The organism is Rhizobacter fulvus, assembly GCF_964020785.1.
In genome coordinates this window covers 3,380,673-3,399,970 of record NZ_OZ224516.1, presented here as the reverse complement: position 1 = coordinate 3,399,970, position 19,298 = coordinate 3,380,673, and the positions used below count along the sequence as shown (strand labels likewise).

Here is a 19,298-nt window from a genome sequence, read left to right as displayed (position 1 = left end):
ATCACCTTGCTTGCAGGGCCGGCTGGCCTTCGGGACGGCGGGGTGCCGACGATGCGACCGCGACGGAACGACCGAGCTGGGCGGCAAGCGCCGCCGCCGCGACGAACAGGAGGGCCTCGAAGGCGAACACCGCCGCATACGCATGGGCCGGCGTGCCGATCAGCCAGCGCGCGAGGTCGCTCGCGGCGGTACCGACCAGCCCGCCGAGGCCGAACGCGACCGCCTGCGCGGCGCCCCACAGCCCCATGCGCGTGCCTTCGCGGGCGTGCCTGCCCTCTCCGGCGAGCCGCATCATCGAGGCGATCGCGGCGATCGAGAACGCGCCGTTGGCGACGCCGAGCGCGAACACGTTGGCCCTGAACGGCCACGCCGGGCCGACGACGCCGGCCGCGACCAGCCCGAGCAGCATCAGCGCCGAGACCAGGCAGCCGCCGATCTGCCACGTCCGCAGCGAGCCGAAGCGCGTGCCGCGCCCGGCGAAGGCCGCGGCCAGCATGCCGACGAGCACGCCGGCGTGCTGGACTCCCGACAGCCCGGTCGACTGCCCCGGCGTGAAGCCGAACACGCTGCCGGCGAAGGGCTCGAGGATCAGGTCCTGCGCGCTGTAGGCCAGCATCGAGATGAACACGAAGAGCGTGAAGTGCCGGGCCACTGGTTCGGCCCAGACCTGCGCGAGGGCCTCGCGGAACGCCGGCTTCGGCGCGCCGCGTTCGGTGGCTTCGGCAGGTTCGACGTCCGGCGCGGCCGCGCCCTCGAGGCGCCAGGTCGCGACCAGCGTGAGCAGCACCGCGAGCACCGACACGCCCGCGGTGACCGCGATCAGCCGCGCCGGCGAGTACGGATCGAGCAGCCTGCCCGCGACGCCGGCGGTGACCGCGAAGCCGACGATCATCATCAGCCACACCGTGGTCGCGGCGGCCGCGCGCCGCGGCGCCTCGACCCGCTTGGCGAGCAAGGCCAGCAGCGACGTGCCGGACGCGCTGACGCCGAGGCCGATCAGCAGGAACGCAACGATGGCGAGCGCGATGCCGGCGGACCGTTCGCTGCCCATCCACGCGGTCGCGACCGCGGCGAGCGCGCCACCGAACGCGAGCACGGCCATGCCGCCGACGATCCACGGCGTGCGGCGCCGACCGATGTCGGAGCCGTAGCCCATGCGCGGGCGCGCGACCTGCACCAGGTAGTGCATCGCGACGAGGAAGCCCGGCAGCAGTGCGGGCAAGGCGAGCTCGACGACCATCACGCGGTTCAGCGTCGAGGTCGTCATCACGACCACCGCGCCGAGGCAGGCCTGCACCAGCCCGAGCCGCGCGATCGCCACCCAGCCGAAGGCGCCGCGGGTCATGCCGCGCCCCGCAGCGCGAAGGCGCTGACCATCATCCCGATCACGAACAGCGGCACGCCGAAGCCGCTGTACCAGACGGCGCGCTCGCTCGGCTGCTGCAGGAAGCGGCGCATCAGCACCAGCTGCAGCGCGATCAGCGCGGCCACCGCCACCGCGTGCAGCGGCTGCTGCCATGCGACGAGCAACCCCGTCACGCACAGCTGCGGCAGGATCATCACCCAGCACGCGATGCGCGCGGCCGACTGCACGCCGAGCTGCACCGGCAGCGACGCGATGCCCATCTGCCGATCGCCTTCGACCGACTTGAAATCGTTCAGCGTCATGATCCCGTGGGCCGAGACGCTGTAGAGCAGCGCCAGCGCGAGCGAGCGCAGCTCCGGCATGGCCCCGCCGGCCATCACCGCCGCGCCGGTGACCCACGCCAGGCCTTCGTAGCACAGGCCGCAGGCCGCGTTGCCCCACCAGCCGTTCTGCTTCAGGCGCAGCGGCGGCGCGCTGTAGGCCCAGGCCAGCAGCAGGCCGACCAGGCCGGCGGCGAAGCCCCACGGGCCGAGGAAGGCGGCGACCACCAGCGACAGCAGCGTCCACAGGATCGCGATCCCCAGGCCCCAGCGCCCGGGCATGCGACCGGACGGGATCGGCCGCTGCGGCTCGTTGATCGCATCGACATGCCGGTCGAACCAGTCGTTGACCGCCTGGCTGCTGGCGCAGACCAGCGGCCCTGCCAGCAGCACGCCGACGACGATCAGCGGCCAGCGCCCTTCGGTGGCGACGCCCGATGCCACGACGCCGCAGCCGAACGCCCACATCGGCGGGAACCAGGTGATCGGTTTGAGCAGCTCCGCGACAGCGGACAGAGCGGGTCGGGCCATGCAGACATACTGCGCCTGACACCTGAAGTCGTCAACCTGGATTTACACTCAAAGTGTCAACCCAGGATTTCGGTCACTCTTCGCCCGGCACGGGCGTCAGGTCGCCGATGTTGAAGCGCCGCAGCTTCACGTACAGGCTCTGGCGCGACAGGCCCAGCATCTCCGCAGCGGAGGCCCGGTTGTCGTGGGTGAGCTCGAGCGCCGCCTCGATGCACAGCTGCTCGATCAGGTCGGTGGTGTCGCGCACGATGTCCTTCAGCGGCACGCGGCCGACCAGCTCGGTCATCTGGCCCACGGAACGCGGCATCTCGCGGCCGGTGCCGGTGGTGCGCACCTCGGCGACGAGACGCCGGCTGACGTCGCGGATCGTGAAGCCCAGGCAGGGCTGTTCGCCCTCGGTGACCGCGACGCCGGAGATCTCGACCTCGGTCGAGGCGCCGTACTCGCCGCGCATCACGGTGGCGAACAGGCGCACCGCGCCGCGCTGGCGCAGGTTGGTGATCAGCACGTTCAGGTCGACACCGGTGCGGCCGAGCCAGCGCTCGAGCGACTGGCCGCGCACCTGCGTCTCGGTGGCCAGTTCCGCCAGGTCCAGGAACGCGTGGTTCGCGGTCATGATCAGGCCGTCGAGGTCGGTCACGACGAACGCGTCGGGCGCGCCTTCGATCAGCTTCATCAGCGCGCTCTGGCCGGCGCTGCCGCCGCCGGTGCGGGCCGCGGTGTCGAGCGGGGACACGCGCACCAGCAAATGGGCGGTCTTCTCCTGACGGAACAGCGAGGCCGACACGCGCATCTCGCCCTGCCCCTTCAGCCGCGCGCCGACGCTCTCGACATGGCCGGTGGCGCTGACGCGGCCGAGCATCGCCGGCACGCTGGCGGTGTTCTTGGCACCCGGGTCGACCTCGAAGCTGTCGGAGATCAGCCAGCCCGGCCGCGACGCTTCGACCCCGAACAGCGCCAGCGCCGCCGGGTTGGCCTCCTCGAGCTTGCCGGTGACGGCATCGAGGATCAGCACCGCCTCCGACGCCACCTGGAACAGCGAGCGGTAGCGCGTCTCCATGTGGCGCAGGCGCCAGTAGTCGCGTTCCATCGCCTGCTGGGCGCTGATCAGGCGCTGTTGCAACGCCGCGTTGGCGCGCAGGTCGCGGCCGAACACCACCGAACGAACGCCCGGCTTGCCACGCCCGCCCTGCTGGGGCAGCGCGATCGCCGAATACGACAGCGGCAGGTCGGCCCCGTCGAGCGACGGGTGGTTGATGTGGCGCCAGCGCGGCGCGGCGTTGGCGCGCGACTCGCGCAGCAGCGCCTCGACCTTGGGCCGGCTCTCGACCGTGACGGTGTCGGCCCAGGGCTTGCCGAGCCACTCGTAGTAGCCCTCGCGCAGCAGGTCGTCGCTGCCGAACGCGAGGTCCCGGATCACACCCTGGTCGTCGATGATCAACGCCACATCCGCGGCGGCCGCGATCAGCTTGCCGGCCATGTCGGCGCTCAGGTCGCCCAGCGTCTTCGCTGGCGCTTCGAACTCCCTCATGGAATCAGCTTTCCGGGTCGCAGACGCATCACATCCTCGTTCTGGTTCGTCGTGGCGGATGCTCTCGCGCGCAGCGAGCATCAACCGTGGGACTCGTGCGGCCGCGCCAGGCCGACGATCAGGCCTTCGGCGAGCGACGGTGCTTCGCGCCCGTCTATTGTCATGCCGTCCGCACCCACCTGCCCGACGAACTCGGGATGCACGCCGAACAGTGGGCCGCCCACCAGGATCGCGATGTCCTGATTGCAAGCCGCGTGCCTGACGGCCGCGATCGACGCCGTCAACTGCGGCAGGTGCACCTCGGCGCCGAGCGAGAAGCCGATCACGTCGAACCATTCCGCCTGGACCAGCGTGGCGGCGTCAGCGCCGGCCGCCCAGGCGCCGCCGGTCACGTCCCACCCGGCACGCCGGAAGAACTCCGCGACCATCACCAGCCCGAAAGTGTGCTGTTCGCCGGGGCTGGGCAGCAACAGCACGCGTCGACCCTGCACGGGGTGCTCCACGCTGCGACCCAGCGCCGGGCTGAGTTCGCGCAGCACCCGCTGCAGCCGGCCGAGGCCGACCGTCACGTCGGTGAAGCTGCACAGGTCGTCCTCCCACAGCTTGCCGAGGTAGCGCGCCGTCGGCGCCAGCAGGTCGAGGTAGATCTTCTCGACCGAGACGTCACGGGCGCGCAGCGTGTTGATGGTCGCGAACGCCACGTCCTCGTCGTGCGCGAGCACGAGCTTGGCGAACTGCTCGACATCCTCGGCGGTGAGCGCCTTGCCCGGCGCGACGGACCGGGCGACCGGCTCGGAGGCCGCGCGGTGGGCGAGCATCAGGCGCGGGATGATCTCCTGCTCGATCGTGCGCGCCAGCTGCGACATGCGCATGTCGTTGGCCGCGTCGGCCTGGCGGAAGCCGGGCGGCTCGGCCTCGCAGACCTGCGGGCTCGTGTCGGGCGGTGCACCGCCTCTGGTCGAACCCTCCCGTGCCGGATGTTCCTGCGGCCTGCTCTCCATCGACGGTCTCCTCGCGATGCTCTGGCGTTGCGCCGCGGGAAGATACCTCGGGCGCCACCACCGCGTCTGGGTTTGCGATGGTCGGGAAAACGGCGGGCGCCAACGTCGTGGTCGCGCGCGCCGTGGGGACAAGTTCTACTGCCGGCCCCGCGCAACGTCAATCGGGTTAGCGCCTTTGACAGCGCCGCGTGGCCTTGCCGCCAATATAGTGTCACGTTTGATTTACGTCTAGCCCGATTGACACGTACGAACGTCAGGTCTAGATTCGCCCTCAGCAGCACACCGAGGACGTCGATGCAAGCACGTGGGGCCCCCAGCACTGCGCCGAGTTCGTACCGGCCGCTCTACACGGCCGACGAGCGCCAGCGTCGCGACGCATCGGGCTGGACGCTGGTGCAGGGCGTGCTCGCGCCGGTGCAGTTCGTCGTCTTCCTGGTGAGCCTGGGGCTGGTGCTGCGCTACCTCGCCACGGGCGAGGGGCACGACGCCGCGGCCTGGTCGGTGGTCGTCAAGACGCTGACGCTGTACGCGATCATGGTCACCGGCTGCATCTGGGAGAAGGTCGTGTTCGGCCGCTACCTGTTCGCGCCGGCCTTCTTCTGGGAGGATGTGTTCAGCATGCTGGTGCTGGCGCTGCACACCGCCTACCTGGTGGCGCTGTTCACCGGCGCGCTCGGCGCGCGACAGCTGATGGTCCTGGCGCTCGTCGCCTACGCGACCTACGTGATCAATGCGACCCAGTTCATCCTGAAGCTGCGCGCCGCGCGGCTGGACCAGGCGCAGCGCGATCGCTCGGCCATCGCCGCGGGAGCGACGGCATGAGCCCGGTGATCCCCATCCGCGCCGAGGCCGCGGGCTGCAGCGACGCCCCGGTGCTGCGCGAGCGCGGCCAGCGCGAGGTGTTCTGCGGCCTGACCGGCATCATCTGGCTGCACCGCAAGATCCAGGACGCGTTCTTCCTCGTCGTCGGCTCGCGCACCTGTGCGCACCTGATCCAGTCGGCCGCCGGCGTGATGATCTTCGCCGAGCCGCGCTTCGCGACCGCGATCATCGACGAGCGCGACCTGGCCGGCCTGGCCGACGCGAACACCGAGCTCGATCGCGTCGTGACGCGGCTGCTCGAGCGCCGGCCGGAAATCAAGCTGCTGTTCCTGGTCGGCTCGTGCCCGTCCGAGGTGATCAAGCTCGATCTGTCGCGCGCGGCGTCGCGCCTGTCCGGCCGGTTCTCGCCGGACGTGCGCGTGCTCAGCTACTCGGGCAGCGGCATCGAGACCACGTTCACGCAGGGCGAGGACGCCTGCCTGGCCGCGCTGGTGCCGGGCCTGCCGGCCGCGCCGGCCGATGCGCCCGCGTCGCTGCTGGTCGTGGGCACACTGGCCGACGTCGTCGAGGACCAGTTCACGCGCCTGTTCGCGGCGCTTGGCATCGGCCCCGTGCAGTTCTTCCCACCGCGCCGGGCGGGCGCGATGCCGGCGGTCGGCCCGAACACGCGCCTGCTGCTCGCCCAACCCTTCCTGGCCGACACCGCCCGGGTTCTCGAGGCGCGCGGCGCGCAACGCCTGGCCGCGCCCTTCCCGCTCGGCGCCGAAGGCACGACGCTGTGGCTGCAGGCCGCCGCCACCGCATTCGGCATCCACGCCGAGGTGTTCGAGCGCGCCACCGCGCCCGGCCGCGCACGCGCTTGGGCGGCGGTGGCACGCCAGCATGTTCATCTGGCCGGCAAGCGCGTCTTCTTCTTCCCGGATTCGCAACTCGAGATCCCGATCGCGCGCTTCCTGGCCCGCGAACTCGGCATGCAACTCACCGAGGTCGGCTCGCCCTACCTGCACCGCCAGCACCTCGCCGAAGAGCTGGCGCTGCTGCCCGCCGGCACGACGCTGTCGGAAGGGCAGGACGTTGAAAAGCAACTCGACCGCTGCCGCGCCCGGCAGCCCGACATCGTGGTCTGCGGTCTCGGCCTCGCCAACCCGCTCGAGGCCGAGGGCATGACGACCAAATGGGCCATCGAGCTGGTGTTCACGCCGATCCAGGGCTACGACCAGGCCGGCGACCTGGCCGAACTCTTCGCGCGCCCCCTGCTGCGCAAGCTGAAGCTGGTGGCCTGAACATGCAGCTCACCCTCTGGACCTACGAAGGCCCGCCGCATGTCGGCGCGATGCGCGTCGCCACCGCGCTGCAGGATGTCCACTACGTGCTGCACGCGCCGCAGGGCGACACCTACGCCGACCTTCTGTTCACGATGATCGAGCGGCTGCCGAAGCGCCCGCCGGTGACCTACACGACCTTCCAGGCGCGAGACCTCGGCGGCGACACCGCCGAACTGTTCAAGAACGCCGCGCGCGACGCTTACGCGCGCTTCCAGCCGGCCGCGATGCTGGTCGGCGCGTCGTGCACCGCGGAACTGATCCAGGACGACCCGGGCGGCCTGGCGAAAGCGCTGAACCTGCCGGTGCCGGTGGTCGCGCTCGAGTTGCCGTCCTACCAGCGCAAGGAGAACTGGGGCGCGTCCGAGACCTTCTACCAGCTGGTGCGCGCGCTGGCCGGCCCGAACGCACCCGCTCCGGGCACGCCGCGGGCGACTCGACCGGCCGGCCAGCGCCCGAGCTGCAACCTCCTCGGTCCGTCGGCGCTCGGCTTCCGCCACCGCGACGACGTGACCGAGATCCGCGGCCTGCTCGACCGGATCGGCATCGACGTGCGCGTCGTCGCTCCGCTGGGCGCGACCGCGCACGACCTGTCGCGCCTCGGCGAGGCCGACTTCAACGTCGTGCTGTACCCCGAGGTGGGCGCGCTGGCCGCGACCTGGCTGACGCGGCAGTTCGGCCAGCCGGCGACGAAGACGATCCCGATCGGCGCCGCCGCCACGCGCGACTTCGTCGCCGAGGTCGCGGCGCTCGCCGGCATCGACCCCGCCGAGGCGCTGGCCGCGCTGCCTTCGCGCTCGACCTGGTACGCGCGCTCGGTCGACTCGACATACCTGACCGGCAAGCGCGTGTTCATCTTCGGCGACGCGACCCACGCGATCGCGGCTGCCCGGATCGCATCGTCCGAGCTCGGCTTCAAGGTCGTCGGTTTGGGCACCTACAGCCGCGAATTCGCGCGCGACGTGCGCGACGCCGCGAAGCTGTACGACGTCGAGGCGCTGATCACCGACGATTACCTCGACGTGGAAGCGCGCGTCGCCGAGCTGCAGCCCGAGCTGGTGCTCGGCACGCAGATGGAGCGCCACATCGCCAAGCGCCTCGGCGTCCCGTGCGCGGTGATCTCGGCGCCGGTGCACGTGCAGGACTTCCCGGCGCGCTACTCGCCCCAGATGGGGTTCGAAGGCGCCAACGTGCTGTTCGACACCTGGGTCCATCCGCTGATGATGGGCCTGGAGGAACACCTGATCGGCATGTTCCGCGGCGACTTCGAGTTCCATGAGGACGCCGCGCCGTCGCACCTGGGCGGACACGCGTCGCCCGTGGTGGCCGCGGCCGAACCGGTACCCGCTCCCGCCGCCGCGCCCGACGCGCCGCCCCAGATCGTCGTCGCCGAATGGGCACCGGAGGCCGAGCAGGAACTGCGCAAGATCCCGTTCTTCGTGCGCGGCAAGGCCAAGCGCAACACCGAGCGTTTCGCCCTCGAACGCCATGTCGCGTTGATCACCATCGAGACCCTCTATGACGCCAAAGCGCACTTCGCCCGCTGAGGTCATCGCGGTGCATCCGGCGATGCGCGTGGTCATCGTCACGATGGACAGCCACCTCGCGAGCGCCGCCGAGCGTGCGCACCGCGAACTCGCGCGCACGATGCCCGGATTGAAGCTGGTCGTGCACGCCGCGGCCGAATGGGGCGGCGACGCGGCGGCACTCGCGCGCTGCAACGACGACATCGCCCACGGCGATCTGGTGATCGCGACGATGCTGTTCATGGAAGAGCACTTCCAGCCGGTGCTGCCCGCGCTCAAGGCACGCCGCGACCACTGCGATGCGATGGTCTGCGCGATGTCGGCTTCGGAGGTGATGAAGCTCACCCGCATGGGGCGGTTCGACATGGCAGCGCCCGCGAGCGGCCCGATGGCGCTGCTGAAGCGGCTGCGCGGCAAGCCCGAGGCGAAGGGCAACGAGTCCGGCGTGAAGGCCACCGCCGGCGCGCAACAGATGAGGATGCTGCGCCGGCTGCCGAAGATCCTGCGCTTCATCCCCGGCACCGCGCAGGACGTGCGCGCGTACTTCCTGACCTTGCAGTACTGGCTCGCCGGCTCGGAGGCGAACGTCGCCAACATGGTGCAGTTCCTGGTCGACCGCTATGCCGACGGGCCGCGCAAGGCGCTGCGCGGCCTCGTGAAGCCGCTGCCGCCGGTCGAGTACCCGGAGGTCGGCGTCTACCACCCCCGCATGCCGGGCCGCATGTCGGCGGCGCTGGCCGACCTGCCGCGCGTCGCGACCACCGGCAAGCGCGGCACCGTCGGCCTGCTGCTGATGCGCTCGTACCTGCTGGCCGGCAACGCCGACCATTACGACGGCGTGATCACCGCGATGGAGGCGCGCGGGCTGCGCGTCGTGCCGGCGTTCGCGACCGGACTCGATGCGCGCCCGGCGATCGACGCGTTCTTCTTCGACGCCGGCCGGCCGACGATCGACGCGGTCGTCTCGCTGACCGGCTTCTCGCTGGTCGGCGGTCCGGCCTACAACGACGCGAAGGCGGCCGAGGACATCCTCGCCAGGCTCGACGTGCCCTACCTGGCCGTCACGCCGGTCGAGTTCCAGACCCTGGACCAGTGGGGCGGTTCGCCGCGCGGGCTGCTGCCGGTCGAGGCGACGATGATGGTCGCGATCCCCGAACTCGATGGCGCGACCGGCTCGATGGTGTTCGGCGGCCGCGGCAGCGCCGCGCACATCGCCTGCACCGGCTGCGCTCACGCCTGCACGTTCAGCCGCGTGGCGTCTTCGGGTCAACAGGACGCCCACGACATGCACAGCTGCATCGAGCGCGCCGACCTGCTCGCCGCACGCGTGGGCAGGCTGGTCGACCTGCGGCGCTCGGAACGCGCGGGGCGCAAGGTCGCCGCCGTCGTCTTCAACTTCCCGCCGAACGCCGGCAACACCGGCACCGCAGCGTTCCTGTCGGTGTTCGAGTCGCTGTTCAACACGCTGGCGGCGATGCAGCGCGAGGGCTACACGGTGGAGATGCCGGCGAGCGTGGACGCGCTGCGCGACCGCATCATCCACGGCAACGCGCAGCGCTTCGGCGCCGATGCGAACGTGCACGTGCGCATCCCCGCCGACGACCACGTGCGGCGCGAGAAGCACCTGAAGGAGATCGAGGCGCAATGGGGCCCGGCGCCCGGCAAGCAGCAGAGCGACGGCAGCCACCTGTTCGTCTACGGCGAGCGCTTCGGCAACGTCTTCGTCGGCGTCCAGCCGGCCTTCGGCTACGAAGGCGACCCGATGCGGCTGCTGTTCGAGAAGGGCTTCGCGCCGACGCATGCGTTCTCGGCCTTCTACCGCTGGCTGCGCGAGGACTTCGGCGCGCACGCGGTGCTGCACTTCGGCACCCACGGCGCGCTCGAGTTCATGCCGGGCAAGCAGAACGGCATGTCGTCCGGCTGCTGGCCCGACCGGCTGATCGGCGACCTGCCGAACTTCTACCTGTACGCGTCGAACAACCCGTCCGAAGGCACGATCGCCAAACGCCGCGCCGCCGCCACGCTGATCAGCTACCTGACGCCGCCGGTCGCCCAGGCCGGGCTGTACAAGGGCCTGGTCGACCTGAAGGCGCTGCTGGAGCGCTACCGCAGCCTGGAGCCGGAAGCGACGATCGAAGCGGACGAACTGGCGCTGATGATCCAGGCGCAGGCCGCCGACCTCGACCTCGCCGCGATGGAACCGCCGTGGGGCCCGGAGGCTGCCCCATCGATCGCGAACCTGAACGACGCGGTGCTCGAACTCGAGTACACGCTGATCCCGCACGGCCTGCACATCGTCGGCCAGGCGCCGACCGCGTCCGAACGGGTCGACCTGCTGCTCTCGCTGGCCGAGGCCTCGCACGGCGCGCGACCGGAGCGCGCGCTGGTCGAGGCGATCGTCGCCGGCACGTCCGCGCCTGCCGACCAGGACGCGCTGCTGCGCGAACTCGCCGCGGCCGACGCGCTGATGGCCGAAGACCACGAACTCGCCGGCATCCTGCAGGCGCTCGACGGCCGCTTCCTGCGCCCCGCCCCGGGCGGCGACCTGCTGCGCACCCCGGCGATCCTGCCGACCGGGCGCAACCTGCACGGCTTCGACCCGTTCCGCATCCCCAGCGCCTACGCGGTGCAGGACGGCGCGCGCCAGGCCGAGCGGCTGCTGCAGCGCCACCGGGCGGACGGCCATGCGTTCCCGGAATCGATCGCGCTGGTGCTGTGGGGCACCGACAACCTGAAGAGCGAAGGCGGCCCGATCGGCCAGGCGCTCGCGCTGATGGGCGCGGCGCCGCGCTTCGACAGCTACGGCCGGCTGGCCGGCGCGCAGCTGCTGGCACTCGAACATCTCGGCCGGCCGCGGGTCGACGTGGTCATCACGCTGTCGGGCATCTTCCGCGACCTGCTGCCGCTGCAGATCAAGCTGCTCGCCGAGGCCGCGCTGCTGTGCGCGCAGGCCGACGAGCCGATCGAGCAGAACTTCATCCGCAAGCACGCGCTGGCCTACCTCGCCGAGCACGGCGGCGACCTGGAGACCGCGGCGCTGCGCGTGTTCGGCAATGCCGAGGGTGCCTACGGCTCCAACGTCAACAGCCTGGTCGACAACAGCCGCTGGGACGACGCCGACGAACTCGCCGAGACCTACACCCGCCGCAAGGGCTTCGCGTACGGTGTCGCCGGTCGGCCGGTGCAGCAGGCCGCGCTGCTGAACAGCGTGCTCGCCGGCGTGCAGCTCGCCTACCAGAACCTCGATTCGGTCGAGCTCGGCGTGACGACGATCGACACCTACTTCGACACGCTCGGCGGCATCAGCCGCGCGGTGCAGCGCGCCAAGTCGCAGCGCGACGGCGCGGGCGCCGGGGTCGCGCCGGTCTACATCGGCGACCAGACCCGCGACGCGAACGGCGGCGGCACGGTGCGCACGCTGACCGAGCAGGTCGCGCTCGAGACCCGCACCCGGATGCTGAACCCGAAGTGGTACGAGGGCATGCTGAAGCACGGCTACGAGGGCGTGCGCCAGATCGAGGTCCACGTGACCAACACGATGGGCTGGTCCGCGACGACGGGCCAGGTGCAGCCGTGGGTCTACGAGCAGCTGAGCGAGACCTTCGTGCTCGACCCCGAGATGCGCGACCGGCTCGCGAAGCTGAACCCGACCGCCTCGGCGCGGGTCGCGAACCGGCTGCTCGAAGCCTCGGACCGCAAGTTCTGGAACCCCGACGCGACCATGCTCGCCGCGTTGCGTCGGGCTGGCGAAGAGTTGGAAGACCGGCTCGAAGGCGTGTTCATCGACACCAGAGAAGGATCTCCCGCATGAGTACCACCACGGTTCCGTTCCCCGACATCAAGAGCCCGGGCGTGCGGAAGAACCTGCGCCTCGACGGCGAGGGCAGCGTGCAGGTCGAGCTCGACCCGAACCTGAAGATCGGCAACGCCAAGGTGTTCGCGATCTACGGCAAGGGCGGCATCGGCAAGAGCACGACGTCGAGCAACCTGTCGGCCGCCTTCTCCAAGCTCGGCAAGCGCGTGCTGCAGATCGGCTGCGACCCGAAGCACGACTCGACCTTCACGCTGACCAAGAAGATGCTGCCGACCGTGATCGACGTGCTGGAGACGGTCGACTTCCACGCCGAGGAGCTGAGGGTCGAGGACTTCGTCTTCCCCGGCTACAACGGCGTGATGTGCGTCGAGGCCGGCGGCCCGCCGGCCGGCACCGGCTGCGGCGGCTACGTGGTCGGCCAGACCGTCAAGCTGCTGAAGGAGCACCACCTGCTCGAGGACACCGACGTGGTGATCTTCGACGTGCTCGGCGACGTGGTCTGCGGCGGCTTCGCGGCGCCGCTGCAGCACGCCGACCGCGCGCTGATCGTGACCGCGAACGACTTCGACTCGATCTTCGCGATGAACCGCATCGTCCAGGCGATCGGCGCGAAGGCGAAGAACTACAACGTGCGGCTCGGCGGCGTGATCGCCAACCGCAGCGCCGCCACCGACCAGATCGACAAGTACAACGACAAGATCGGCCTGAAGCTGGCGGCGCACTTCCCCGACCTCGACGTGATCCGCCGCAGCCGGCTGAAGAAGTCGACGCTGTTCGAGATGGAATATTCGCCCGAGCTGGAGCTGGTGCAGAAGGAGTACATGCGGCTGGCCGCCTCGCTGTGGCTGGGCACCGAGCCGCTCAATTGCGTGCCGATGAAGGACCGCGACATCTTCGACCTGCTGGGCTTCGACTGATGAGCCACCTCACCTACCAGGATCGGCGCGGCGAGATCGAGACCTACTTCGATCGCACGGCCGTGCAGGCCTGGGCGCGGCTCACGTCCGACGCGCCGGTCGGCCGCGTGCGCGCCTCCGTTCGCGCCGGCCGGGACCGCATGCGCGCGACGCTGCTCGGCTGGCTGCCCGACGACCTGCGCGGCCTGCGCGTGCTCGATGCCGGCTGCGGCACCGGCGCGCTCGCCGTCGAGGCCGCGCACCGCGGCGCCGAGGTGCTGGCGATCGACCTCTCGCCGACGCTGGTGAACCTGGCCCGTGAGCGCCAGCCCGAGATCCGCAACGCCGGCTCGATCGACTTCCGCGCCGGCGACATGCTGGCGCCGGAACTCGGCAGCTTCGACTACGTGGTCGGCATGGACTCGGTGATCCACTACGAGACCGGTGACGCCGTCAACGTGCTCGCCGGCCTCGCGCAGCGCACCCGCCGCGGGCTGCTGTTCACCTACGTGCCGAGCAGCCCGGCGCTCGAGGCGCTCCGTGCGATCGGCAAGCTGTTCCCGCGCGGCGACCGCTCGCCGGCCGTCGTGCCGGTGGCCGAACGCTGGCTGCACCACCGCATCGACCACGACGCGCAGCTGCAGGGCTGGGCGCGCGGGCGCACCGAGCGCATCTCGAGCGGCTTCTACACCTCGCAGGCGCTCGAACTGATGCGGGCCGCCGCGCCGGGCCGCCCCAAGCAAGGCCCGACCCTCCCGGAGGGTCGTTCGCCGTACTCGGCGAACGGGGTGTAGTCATGAACCCGGCACGCGCCGCCCTGCAGCTGAACTCGACGCTCGCGCGCCAGTGGGCGAAGGTCGGCACGCGCTTCCTGCCGTTCGCCGACGCCGCGAGCGCGGAGCTGCCGCTGTCGCGCCTGCTGCGGCTGTCGCTGTTCCAGGTGACGGTGGGCATGGCGATGGTGCTGCTGGTCGGCACGCTGAACCGGGTGATGATCGTCGAGCTCGGCGTCTCGGCGTGGCTGGTCTCGGCGATGGTCGCGCTGCCGCTGGTGTTCGCGCCGTTCCGCGCGCTGATCGGCTTCCGGTCGGACACGCACAAATCGGTGCTCGGCTGGAAGCGTGTGCCCTACATCTGGATCGGCACGCTGCTGCAGTTCGGCGGACTGGCGATCATGCCGTTCGCGCTGATCGTGCTGTCGGGCGACAGCCACGGGCCGGCCTGGATCGGCCATGCCGGCGCGGCGCTGGCCTTCCTGCTCGTCGGCGCGGGGCTGCAGACCACCCAGACCGCCGGCCTCGCGCTCGCGACCGACCTCGCGCCGGCCAACACGCGCCCGCGCGTCGTCGCGCTGATGTACGTGATGCTGCTGCTCGGCATGGTCGTCGCCGGCCTGCTGTTCGGCCTCGCGCTGCGCGACTTCAGCCAGATCAAGCTGATCCAGGTCGTGCAGGGCGCGGCGCTGCTGACGATGGTGGTCAACCTGGTCGCGCTGTGGAAGCAGGAGGCACGCAACCCCGCCAACCGCGCGCGCGGCGAGCCCAAGCCCTCGTTCCGCGAGAACTGGGCGCGCTTCGCGGCGCGCGGGCGATCGATCCGCTTCCTCGTCGCCGTCGGCCTCGGCACGGCGGCGTTCAACATGCAGGACATCATCCTCGAGCCGTACGGCGGCGAGATCCTGCACCTGCCGGTGGGCGCCACGACCGCGTTGACCGCGATGATGGCCGGCGGCGCGCTGGCCGCGTTCGGCCTCGCGGCGCGCGCGCTCGGTCGCGGCAGTTCGCCGCACCGGCTCGCCGCGTGGGGCGTGCTGGCGGGCCTGTTCGCGTTCTCGTGCGTGATCTTCGCCGAGCCGCTCGCGTCGCCCTGGCTGTTCCGCCTCGGCGCGACCTGCATCGGCTTCGGCGCCGGGCTGTTCTCGGTCGGCACGCTGACCGCGGCGATGAACCTCGAGACCGACGGCCTGAACGGCCTCGCGCTCGGTGCGTGGGGCGCGGTGCAGGCCTCGTGCGCGGGCCTCGCAATCGCCGCCGGCGGCGCGATCCGCGACCTCGTCTCGACGCTGGCGACCCAGGGCGCGCTGGGCACCGCGCTGGCGAGCCCGGCGACGGGCTACAGCTTCGTCTACCACCTCGAGCTCTATCTGCTGTTCGCGACGCTGATCGCGATCGGGCCGCTCGTGCGCAGTGCGCGCCGATCGCCAGCCGCTTCACCCGACCGGAAATTCGGCCTCGCCGAATTCCCCGGCTGAATTCGTTCCACACAGGAGACACCATGGGAACCGGATCCATCACCGCCTACATCGACGTGGCGCAGGTCGCCCTCTACGCGTTCTGGGTGTTCTTCGCCGGCCTGATCTACTACCTGCACCGCGAGGACAAGCGCGAGGGCTACCCGCTCGAATCGGACCGCTCCGGCGGCCGCATCCACGTCCAGGGCTGGCCGAGCGTGCCGACGCCCAAGACCTTCCTGCTGCGCGACGGCCGGGTGGTGCTGTCGCCGAACTTCCGCGAGACGACGCAGACCCTGGGCGGCTCGCCCTCGGCCGCGCACCTGGGCGCGCCACTCGAGCCGCACGGCGATCCGATGCTCGCGGCTGTCGGGCCGGGCTCGTACTCCGACCGCGCCGACATCGCCGACACCACGGTGGACGGCGACCTGCGCATCGTGCCGCTGCGCGCCGCGCCGAGCCTCGAGGTCGCGCACCGCGATCCCGACCCGCGCGGCCTGCCGGTGATCGGCGCCGACGGGGCGATCGCGGGCACGGTGACGGAGCTGTGGGTCGACCGCGCCGAGGTGCTGTTCCGCTACCTCGAGGTCGAGGTGCCGGCGGCCGGCGGCAGCCGCCGCGTGCTGCTGCCGATCAACTTCGCGCGCATCGGCGACCAGCAGGTCAACGTGCGCTCGATCCTGGCGGCGCAGTTCGCGCAGGTGCCCGCCACGCGGCACGCCGATGCGGTGACGCTGCTCGAGGAGGACAAGATCATGGGCTACTACGGCGGCGGCACGCTGTACGCCACGCCGGCCCGCCAGGAGCCGCTGCTGTGATCACGAATCGGCAGGCGCGCGCCGACGCGCCGGAGCACGAGTTCGAGGCCGCGCTCGGCCTGCCGGAACCGCTGCCGCGCGGCGAGCGCCTGCTGTGGCAGGGCGCGCCCGACTGGCGCGCGCTGGCGCGCGAGGCGATGCACCTGCGCATGCTCGCGGTCTACTTCGCGGTGCTGCTCGGCGCGCGCGCAGTCAACGTGCTGGCGACCGGCGGCTCCGCACTCGACGCGGGGCTGGCGATGCTGTGGCTGCTGCCGCTGGCCGGCGCGGCGCTCGGGCTGCTGGCGCTGCTGGCGTGGCTGGTGGCGCGCACCAGCGTCTACACCGTGACCGACCGGCGCGTCGTGATGCGGATCGGCGTCGTGCTCAGCATCACCTTCAACCTGCCCTACTCGCAGATCGAGTCGGCCGGGCTGCGGACGAATGCCGACGGCACGGGCGACATCACGCTGGTGCTCGCCGAGAGCGACCACATCGCCTACATCCACCTGTGGCCGCATGCGCGGCCGTGGCGCCTGAAGCGCACCGAGCCGATGCTGCGCGCGCTGCCGCAGGTGCAGGGCGTCGCGCAGATCCTCGCTGGCGCACTCGCCGCATCGGCATCCACCGCGCGGCCGGTGCGCGCCCCGATCCAGGTGCCGCTGCGGACCGCCGCGACCTCCCGCCACGAGCACGCCGACACCTCGGCGCTCGCGGCCTGACGCGATGAACGCGCACGTCATCCCGGGCGATCTGCGCGAGGCGGCAGCGCCGATCCGCTTCGCACGCGCGCCGCTGTTCGCGCTCGGCGCGATGGTGATCGCCACGGTCGTCACGGTCGCCGCGGTGCGCATCACCGGCGTCGGCGCGGTGCACGCATCGGACGCCCCGGCCGTGGCCACGCGCGCGTTCCGCTTCGAGGACCGGCCCGACGGCAGCATCGTCGTGCTCGACGCGACCGGGACGCGACTGGTCGAGACCGTCCCGCCCGGCACCAACGGCTTCCTGCGCGGCACGATGCGCGGCCTCGCGCGCGAACGCATGCGTCAGCACGTGAGCCCGGCGCTGCCCTTCACGATGATCGGCCGCGCCGACGGCGGGCTGACGCTGGTCGATCCGGGCACCGGGCGGCGCGTCGACCTCGGTTCCTTCGGCCCGGCGAACGCCGCCGTCTTCGCCCGCATCATGGCCGCGCCCGTGCGCTGACCCGAAAGGCTCCCGATGAACGCTACCGCCGCCTCCGCCCCCGTGGCCGCCAAGGGCCCGATCAACACCGCGACGCAGGCCGCGCTGCAGGACACGGTGCTGACCCCGCGCTTCTACACGACCGATTTCGCGGCGATGGACCGCATCGACGTCGAGCCGATCCGCGCGCAGTGGGAAGCGCTGATGAACGAGTTCCGCGCCGACACCAACACCGACCACTTCCAGCGCCCGGCCGACATGATGGCCGACTGCTCCGACCTGCCGCCGGCGCTGTACAAGGAGTTCTCGGAGTTCCTGATCAGCTCGATCACCTCGGAGTTCTCGGGCTGCGTGCTCTACGCCGAGATCCGCAAGCGGGTGACCAATCCGGACATGAAGGAATTGTTCGGCTTCATGGCGCGGGACGAATCGCGCCACGCCGGCTTCATCAACCAGTGGCTGAAGGACTTCGGCATCGGGGTCGACCTGGGCTTCCTCGCGAAGGCCAAGAAGACCACCTACTTCCGTCCGAAGTTCATCTTCTACGCGACCTACCTGTCCGAGAAGATCGGCTACGCGCGCTACATCGCGATCTACCGGCAGGTCGAGAAGCACCCGGAGCTGTGCTTTCACCCGATCTTCAAGTGGTTCGAGCTGTGGTGCAACGACGAATTCCGCCACGGCGAGGCGTTCGCGCTGCTGCTGCGCGCCAACCCGAAGCTGCTCACCGGCGTCAACAAGCTGTGGATCCGCTTCTTCGTGCTCGCGGTGTTCGCGACGATGTACGTGCGCGACCACCAGCGCCCCGAGATGCATGCCGCGATGGGGCTGGACGCGACCGCGTACGACTTCGACGTGTTCCGCATCACCTCCGAGATCACCAAGCAGGTGTTCCCGCTGACGCTCAACCTGGACGACCCGCGCTTCCATGCCGGCCTCGAGAAGCTGCGGTTGATCTCGGTCGCCACCGAAGCGGCGCGCGCCCGCGGCGGGCTCGTCGGCGGCGCGCGGCGCCTGGGCCTGACGCTGGCCGCCGGCCTGACTTTTGCGCGCCTGTACTGCCTGCCCGCGCAGCGCAACCCGCTGCCGCAGAACGCGCGCCTGGCGCCGACCTGGTAGGGGCCCGTGTCCGTCTACCTGCTGCCGGTGGCCTACACGCTGTTCGCGTGGTGGTTCAGCACGGGCGCGATCCTGTACCTCAACGGCCTGCCGCGCCGCACCCACCCGTGGACGATGCTGGCCGCGAGTTTGCTGCTCGGCATCGCGCTGCTTGGCCTGGCGGCCACGAAAGACGACGTGCGCGTGACCGGCGCCTACCTCGCCTTCACCTGCGCATTGATGGTCTGGGCGTGGCAGGAGATCGCGTTCCTGCTCGGCTACGTGACCGGGCCGCGCCGCACGCCCTGCCCGCGGGGCTCGACCGGCTGGCGGCGCGCCGGTTTCGCGCTGCAAACGCTGCTGCACCACGAGCTCGCGCTGGTCGTGCTCGGTCTGGCCGTGTTCGCGCTCACCTGGGGCGGCGCCAACCCGACCGGGCTGCTGACCTTCGCGATCTTCTGGGTGATGCGGCAGAGCGCGAAGCTCAACGTGTTCCTCGGCGTGCGCAACCTGAGCGAGAGCTTCCTGCCTCCGCACCTGGCCTACCTGCAGACCTACTTCCGCCGCGCGCCGATGAACGCGCTGTTCCCGGTCTCGGTCGCGGTCTCGAGCTGGCTGGCGGTCGAACTGTGGCAGGCCGCGGCCGCGCACGGCATCGGCGCGTTCGACGCCACGACGCTCACCTTCGCGGGGACGCTGCTCAGCCTGGCGATCCTCGAGCACTGGTTCATGGTCCTGCCGCTGCCGTCGCAGGCCCTCTGGAATTGGGGTTTACGCTCAAGAGCGACCGGGCCACCCGCCTAGAATCCGGCGGATGAAATCCATGGTCGGCTTGCCTGTCTGTTCGAGACCGAAAGGA

16 protein-coding genes are annotated in these 19,298 nt (G+C 71.0%); 12 read left to right on the top strand and 4 right to left on the bottom strand.

Annotation, left to right across the window (positions count from 1 at the left end; all coding sequences use genetic code 11):
• Position 1: 1 nt before the first annotated feature.
• From ACWH49_RS16270 to ACWH49_RS16255, 4 genes are all read right to left on the bottom strand, one after another.
• Positions 2–1,345, bottom strand: coding sequence for a BCD family MFS transporter (locus tag ACWH49_RS16270; protein WP_448172401.1), 1,344 nt, complete (start codon positions 1,343–1,345; stop codon positions 2–4).
• Positions 1,342–2,217 carry a chlorophyll synthase ChlG gene (gene chlG / locus ACWH49_RS16265; RefSeq protein WP_448172400.1) on the bottom strand — a complete coding sequence of 292 codons (876 nt, stop codon included), beginning with the start codon at positions 2,215–2,217 and terminating at the stop codon, positions 1,342–1,344. Before chlG ends, ACWH49_RS16270 begins: the two co-directional genes overlap by 4 nt.
• Before the next feature lie 73 nt (positions 2,218–2,290).
• Positions 2,291–3,748 (bottom strand): transcriptional regulator PpsR, encoded by a 1,458-nt coding sequence (gene ppsR / locus ACWH49_RS16260; protein ID WP_448172399.1) that lies wholly within the window; start codon positions 3,746–3,748, stop codon positions 2,291–2,293.
• Positions 3,749–3,828: 80 nt separating this feature from the next.
• Positions 3,829–4,749, bottom strand: coding sequence for a cobalamin B12-binding domain-containing protein (locus tag ACWH49_RS16255; RefSeq protein ID WP_056461877.1), 921 nt, complete (start codon positions 4,747–4,749; stop codon positions 3,829–3,831).
• A gap of 294 nt (positions 4,750–5,043) precedes the next feature.
• Here ACWH49_RS16255 and bchF point away from each other — a divergent pair, with 294 nt between their 5' ends.
• From bchF to puhE, 12 genes are read left to right on the top strand one after another with little or no spacing between them, the layout of a single operon-like run.
• Positions 5,044–5,571 (top strand): 2-vinyl bacteriochlorophyllide hydratase, encoded by a 528-nt coding sequence (gene bchF, locus ACWH49_RS16250; RefSeq protein ID WP_448172398.1) that lies wholly within the window; start codon positions 5,044–5,046, stop codon positions 5,569–5,571.
• Positions 5,568–6,854 (top strand): ferredoxin:protochlorophyllide reductase (ATP-dependent) subunit N, encoded by a 1,287-nt coding sequence (locus ACWH49_RS16245; protein WP_448172397.1) that lies wholly within the window; start codon positions 5,568–5,570, stop codon positions 6,852–6,854. The genes bchF and ACWH49_RS16245 overlap by 4 nt, the downstream gene beginning before the upstream one ends.
• A 2-nt stretch (positions 6,855–6,856) precedes the next feature.
• Positions 6,857–8,440, top strand: a complete 1,584-nt coding sequence (gene bchB / locus ACWH49_RS16240) for a ferredoxin:protochlorophyllide reductase (ATP-dependent) subunit B (RefSeq protein WP_448172396.1) — start codon at positions 6,857–6,859, stop codon at positions 8,438–8,440.
• Positions 8,412–12,230 (top strand): magnesium chelatase subunit H, encoded by a 3,819-nt coding sequence (locus tag ACWH49_RS16235; RefSeq protein WP_448172395.1) that lies wholly within the window; start codon positions 8,412–8,414, stop codon positions 12,228–12,230. Before bchB ends, ACWH49_RS16235 begins: the two co-directional genes overlap by 29 nt.
• Entirely contained in the window at positions 12,227–13,150 is a 924-nt protein-coding gene (bchL, locus tag ACWH49_RS16230; protein WP_448172394.1) for a ferredoxin:protochlorophyllide reductase (ATP-dependent) iron-sulfur ATP-binding protein, read from the top strand. Before ACWH49_RS16235 ends, bchL begins: the two co-directional genes overlap by 4 nt.
• Positions 13,150–13,923 carry a magnesium protoporphyrin IX methyltransferase gene (gene bchM, locus ACWH49_RS16225; protein WP_448172393.1) on the top strand — a complete coding sequence of 258 codons (774 nt, stop codon included), beginning with the start codon at positions 13,150–13,152 and terminating at the stop codon, positions 13,921–13,923. The genes bchL and bchM overlap by 1 nt, the downstream gene beginning before the upstream one ends.
• 2 nt (positions 13,924–13,925) lie before the next feature.
• Positions 13,926–15,380, top strand: coding sequence for a PucC family protein (locus ACWH49_RS16220; protein ID WP_448172392.1), 1,455 nt, complete (start codon positions 13,926–13,928; stop codon positions 15,378–15,380).
• Positions 15,381–15,403: 23 nt separating this feature from the next.
• Positions 15,404–16,177 (top strand): photosynthetic reaction center subunit H, encoded by a 774-nt coding sequence (gene puhA / locus ACWH49_RS16215; RefSeq protein WP_448172391.1) that lies wholly within the window; start codon positions 15,404–15,406, stop codon positions 16,175–16,177.
• Positions 16,174–16,878 carry a photosynthetic complex putative assembly protein PuhB gene (gene puhB, locus ACWH49_RS16210; RefSeq protein WP_448172390.1) on the top strand — a complete coding sequence of 235 codons (705 nt, stop codon included), beginning with the start codon at positions 16,174–16,176 and terminating at the stop codon, positions 16,876–16,878. Before puhA ends, puhB begins: the two co-directional genes overlap by 4 nt.
• A 4-nt stretch (positions 16,879–16,882) precedes the next feature.
• Positions 16,883–17,362, top strand: a complete 480-nt coding sequence (gene puhC / locus ACWH49_RS16205) for a photosynthetic complex assembly protein PuhC (protein ID WP_448172389.1) — start codon at positions 16,883–16,885, stop codon at positions 17,360–17,362.
• 15 nt (positions 17,363–17,377) lie between these two features.
• On the top strand, positions 17,378–18,460 hold the full coding sequence (gene acsF, locus ACWH49_RS16200; protein ID WP_448172388.1) for a magnesium-protoporphyrin IX monomethyl ester (oxidative) cyclase: 1,083 nt from the start codon (positions 17,378–17,380) through the stop codon (positions 18,458–18,460).
• Positions 18,461–18,466: 6 nt separating this feature from the next.
• Positions 18,467–19,243: a putative photosynthetic complex assembly protein PuhE gene (gene puhE / locus ACWH49_RS16195; protein ID WP_448172387.1), complete on the top strand. Its 777-nt coding sequence runs from the start codon at positions 18,467–18,469 to the stop codon at positions 19,241–19,243.
• The last annotated feature ends 55 nt before the right edge of the window (positions 19,244–19,298 follow it).

What these genes read in the sequence shown, in the direction of transcription:
- bchM (WP_448172393.1), top strand. Translation starts at nt 13,150, where the DNA reads ATGAGCCACCTCACCTACCAGGATCGGCGCGGCGAGATCGAGACCTAC.
- chlG (WP_448172400.1), bottom strand. Translation starts at nt 2,217, where the DNA reads ATGGCCCGACCCGCTCTGTCCGCTGTCGCGGAGCTGCTCAAACCGATC.
- ACWH49_RS16235 (WP_448172395.1), top strand. Translation starts at nt 8,412, where the DNA reads ATGACGCCAAAGCGCACTTCGCCCGCTGAGGTCATCGCGGTGCATCCG.
- bchF (WP_448172398.1), top strand. Translation starts at nt 5,044, where the DNA reads ATGCAAGCACGTGGGGCCCCCAGCACTGCGCCGAGTTCGTACCGGCCG.
- puhC (WP_448172389.1), top strand. Translation starts at nt 16,883, where the DNA reads ATGAACGCGCACGTCATCCCGGGCGATCTGCGCGAGGCGGCAGCGCCG.
- ACWH49_RS16245 (WP_448172397.1), top strand. Translation starts at nt 5,568, where the DNA reads ATGAGCCCGGTGATCCCCATCCGCGCCGAGGCCGCGGGCTGCAGCGAC.
- ACWH49_RS16220 (WP_448172392.1), top strand. Translation starts at nt 13,926, where the DNA reads ATGAACCCGGCACGCGCCGCCCTGCAGCTGAACTCGACGCTCGCGCGC.
- bchL (WP_448172394.1), top strand. Translation starts at nt 12,227, where the DNA reads ATGAGTACCACCACGGTTCCGTTCCCCGACATCAAGAGCCCGGGCGTG.
- bchB (WP_448172396.1), top strand. Translation starts at nt 6,857, where the DNA reads ATGCAGCTCACCCTCTGGACCTACGAAGGCCCGCCGCATGTCGGCGCG.
- puhA (WP_448172391.1), top strand. Translation starts at nt 15,404, where the DNA reads ATGGGAACCGGATCCATCACCGCCTACATCGACGTGGCGCAGGTCGCC.
- ACWH49_RS16255 (WP_056461877.1), bottom strand. Translation starts at nt 4,749, where the DNA reads ATGGAGAGCAGGCCGCAGGAACATCCGGCACGGGAGGGTTCGACCAGA.
- ppsR (WP_448172399.1), bottom strand. Translation starts at nt 3,748, where the DNA reads ATGAGGGAGTTCGAAGCGCCAGCGAAGACGCTGGGCGACCTGAGCGCC.
- acsF (WP_448172388.1), top strand. Translation starts at nt 17,378, where the DNA reads ATGAACGCTACCGCCGCCTCCGCCCCCGTGGCCGCCAAGGGCCCGATC.
- ACWH49_RS16270 (WP_448172401.1), bottom strand. Translation starts at nt 1,345, where the DNA reads ATGACCCGCGGCGCCTTCGGCTGGGTGGCGATCGCGCGGCTCGGGCTG.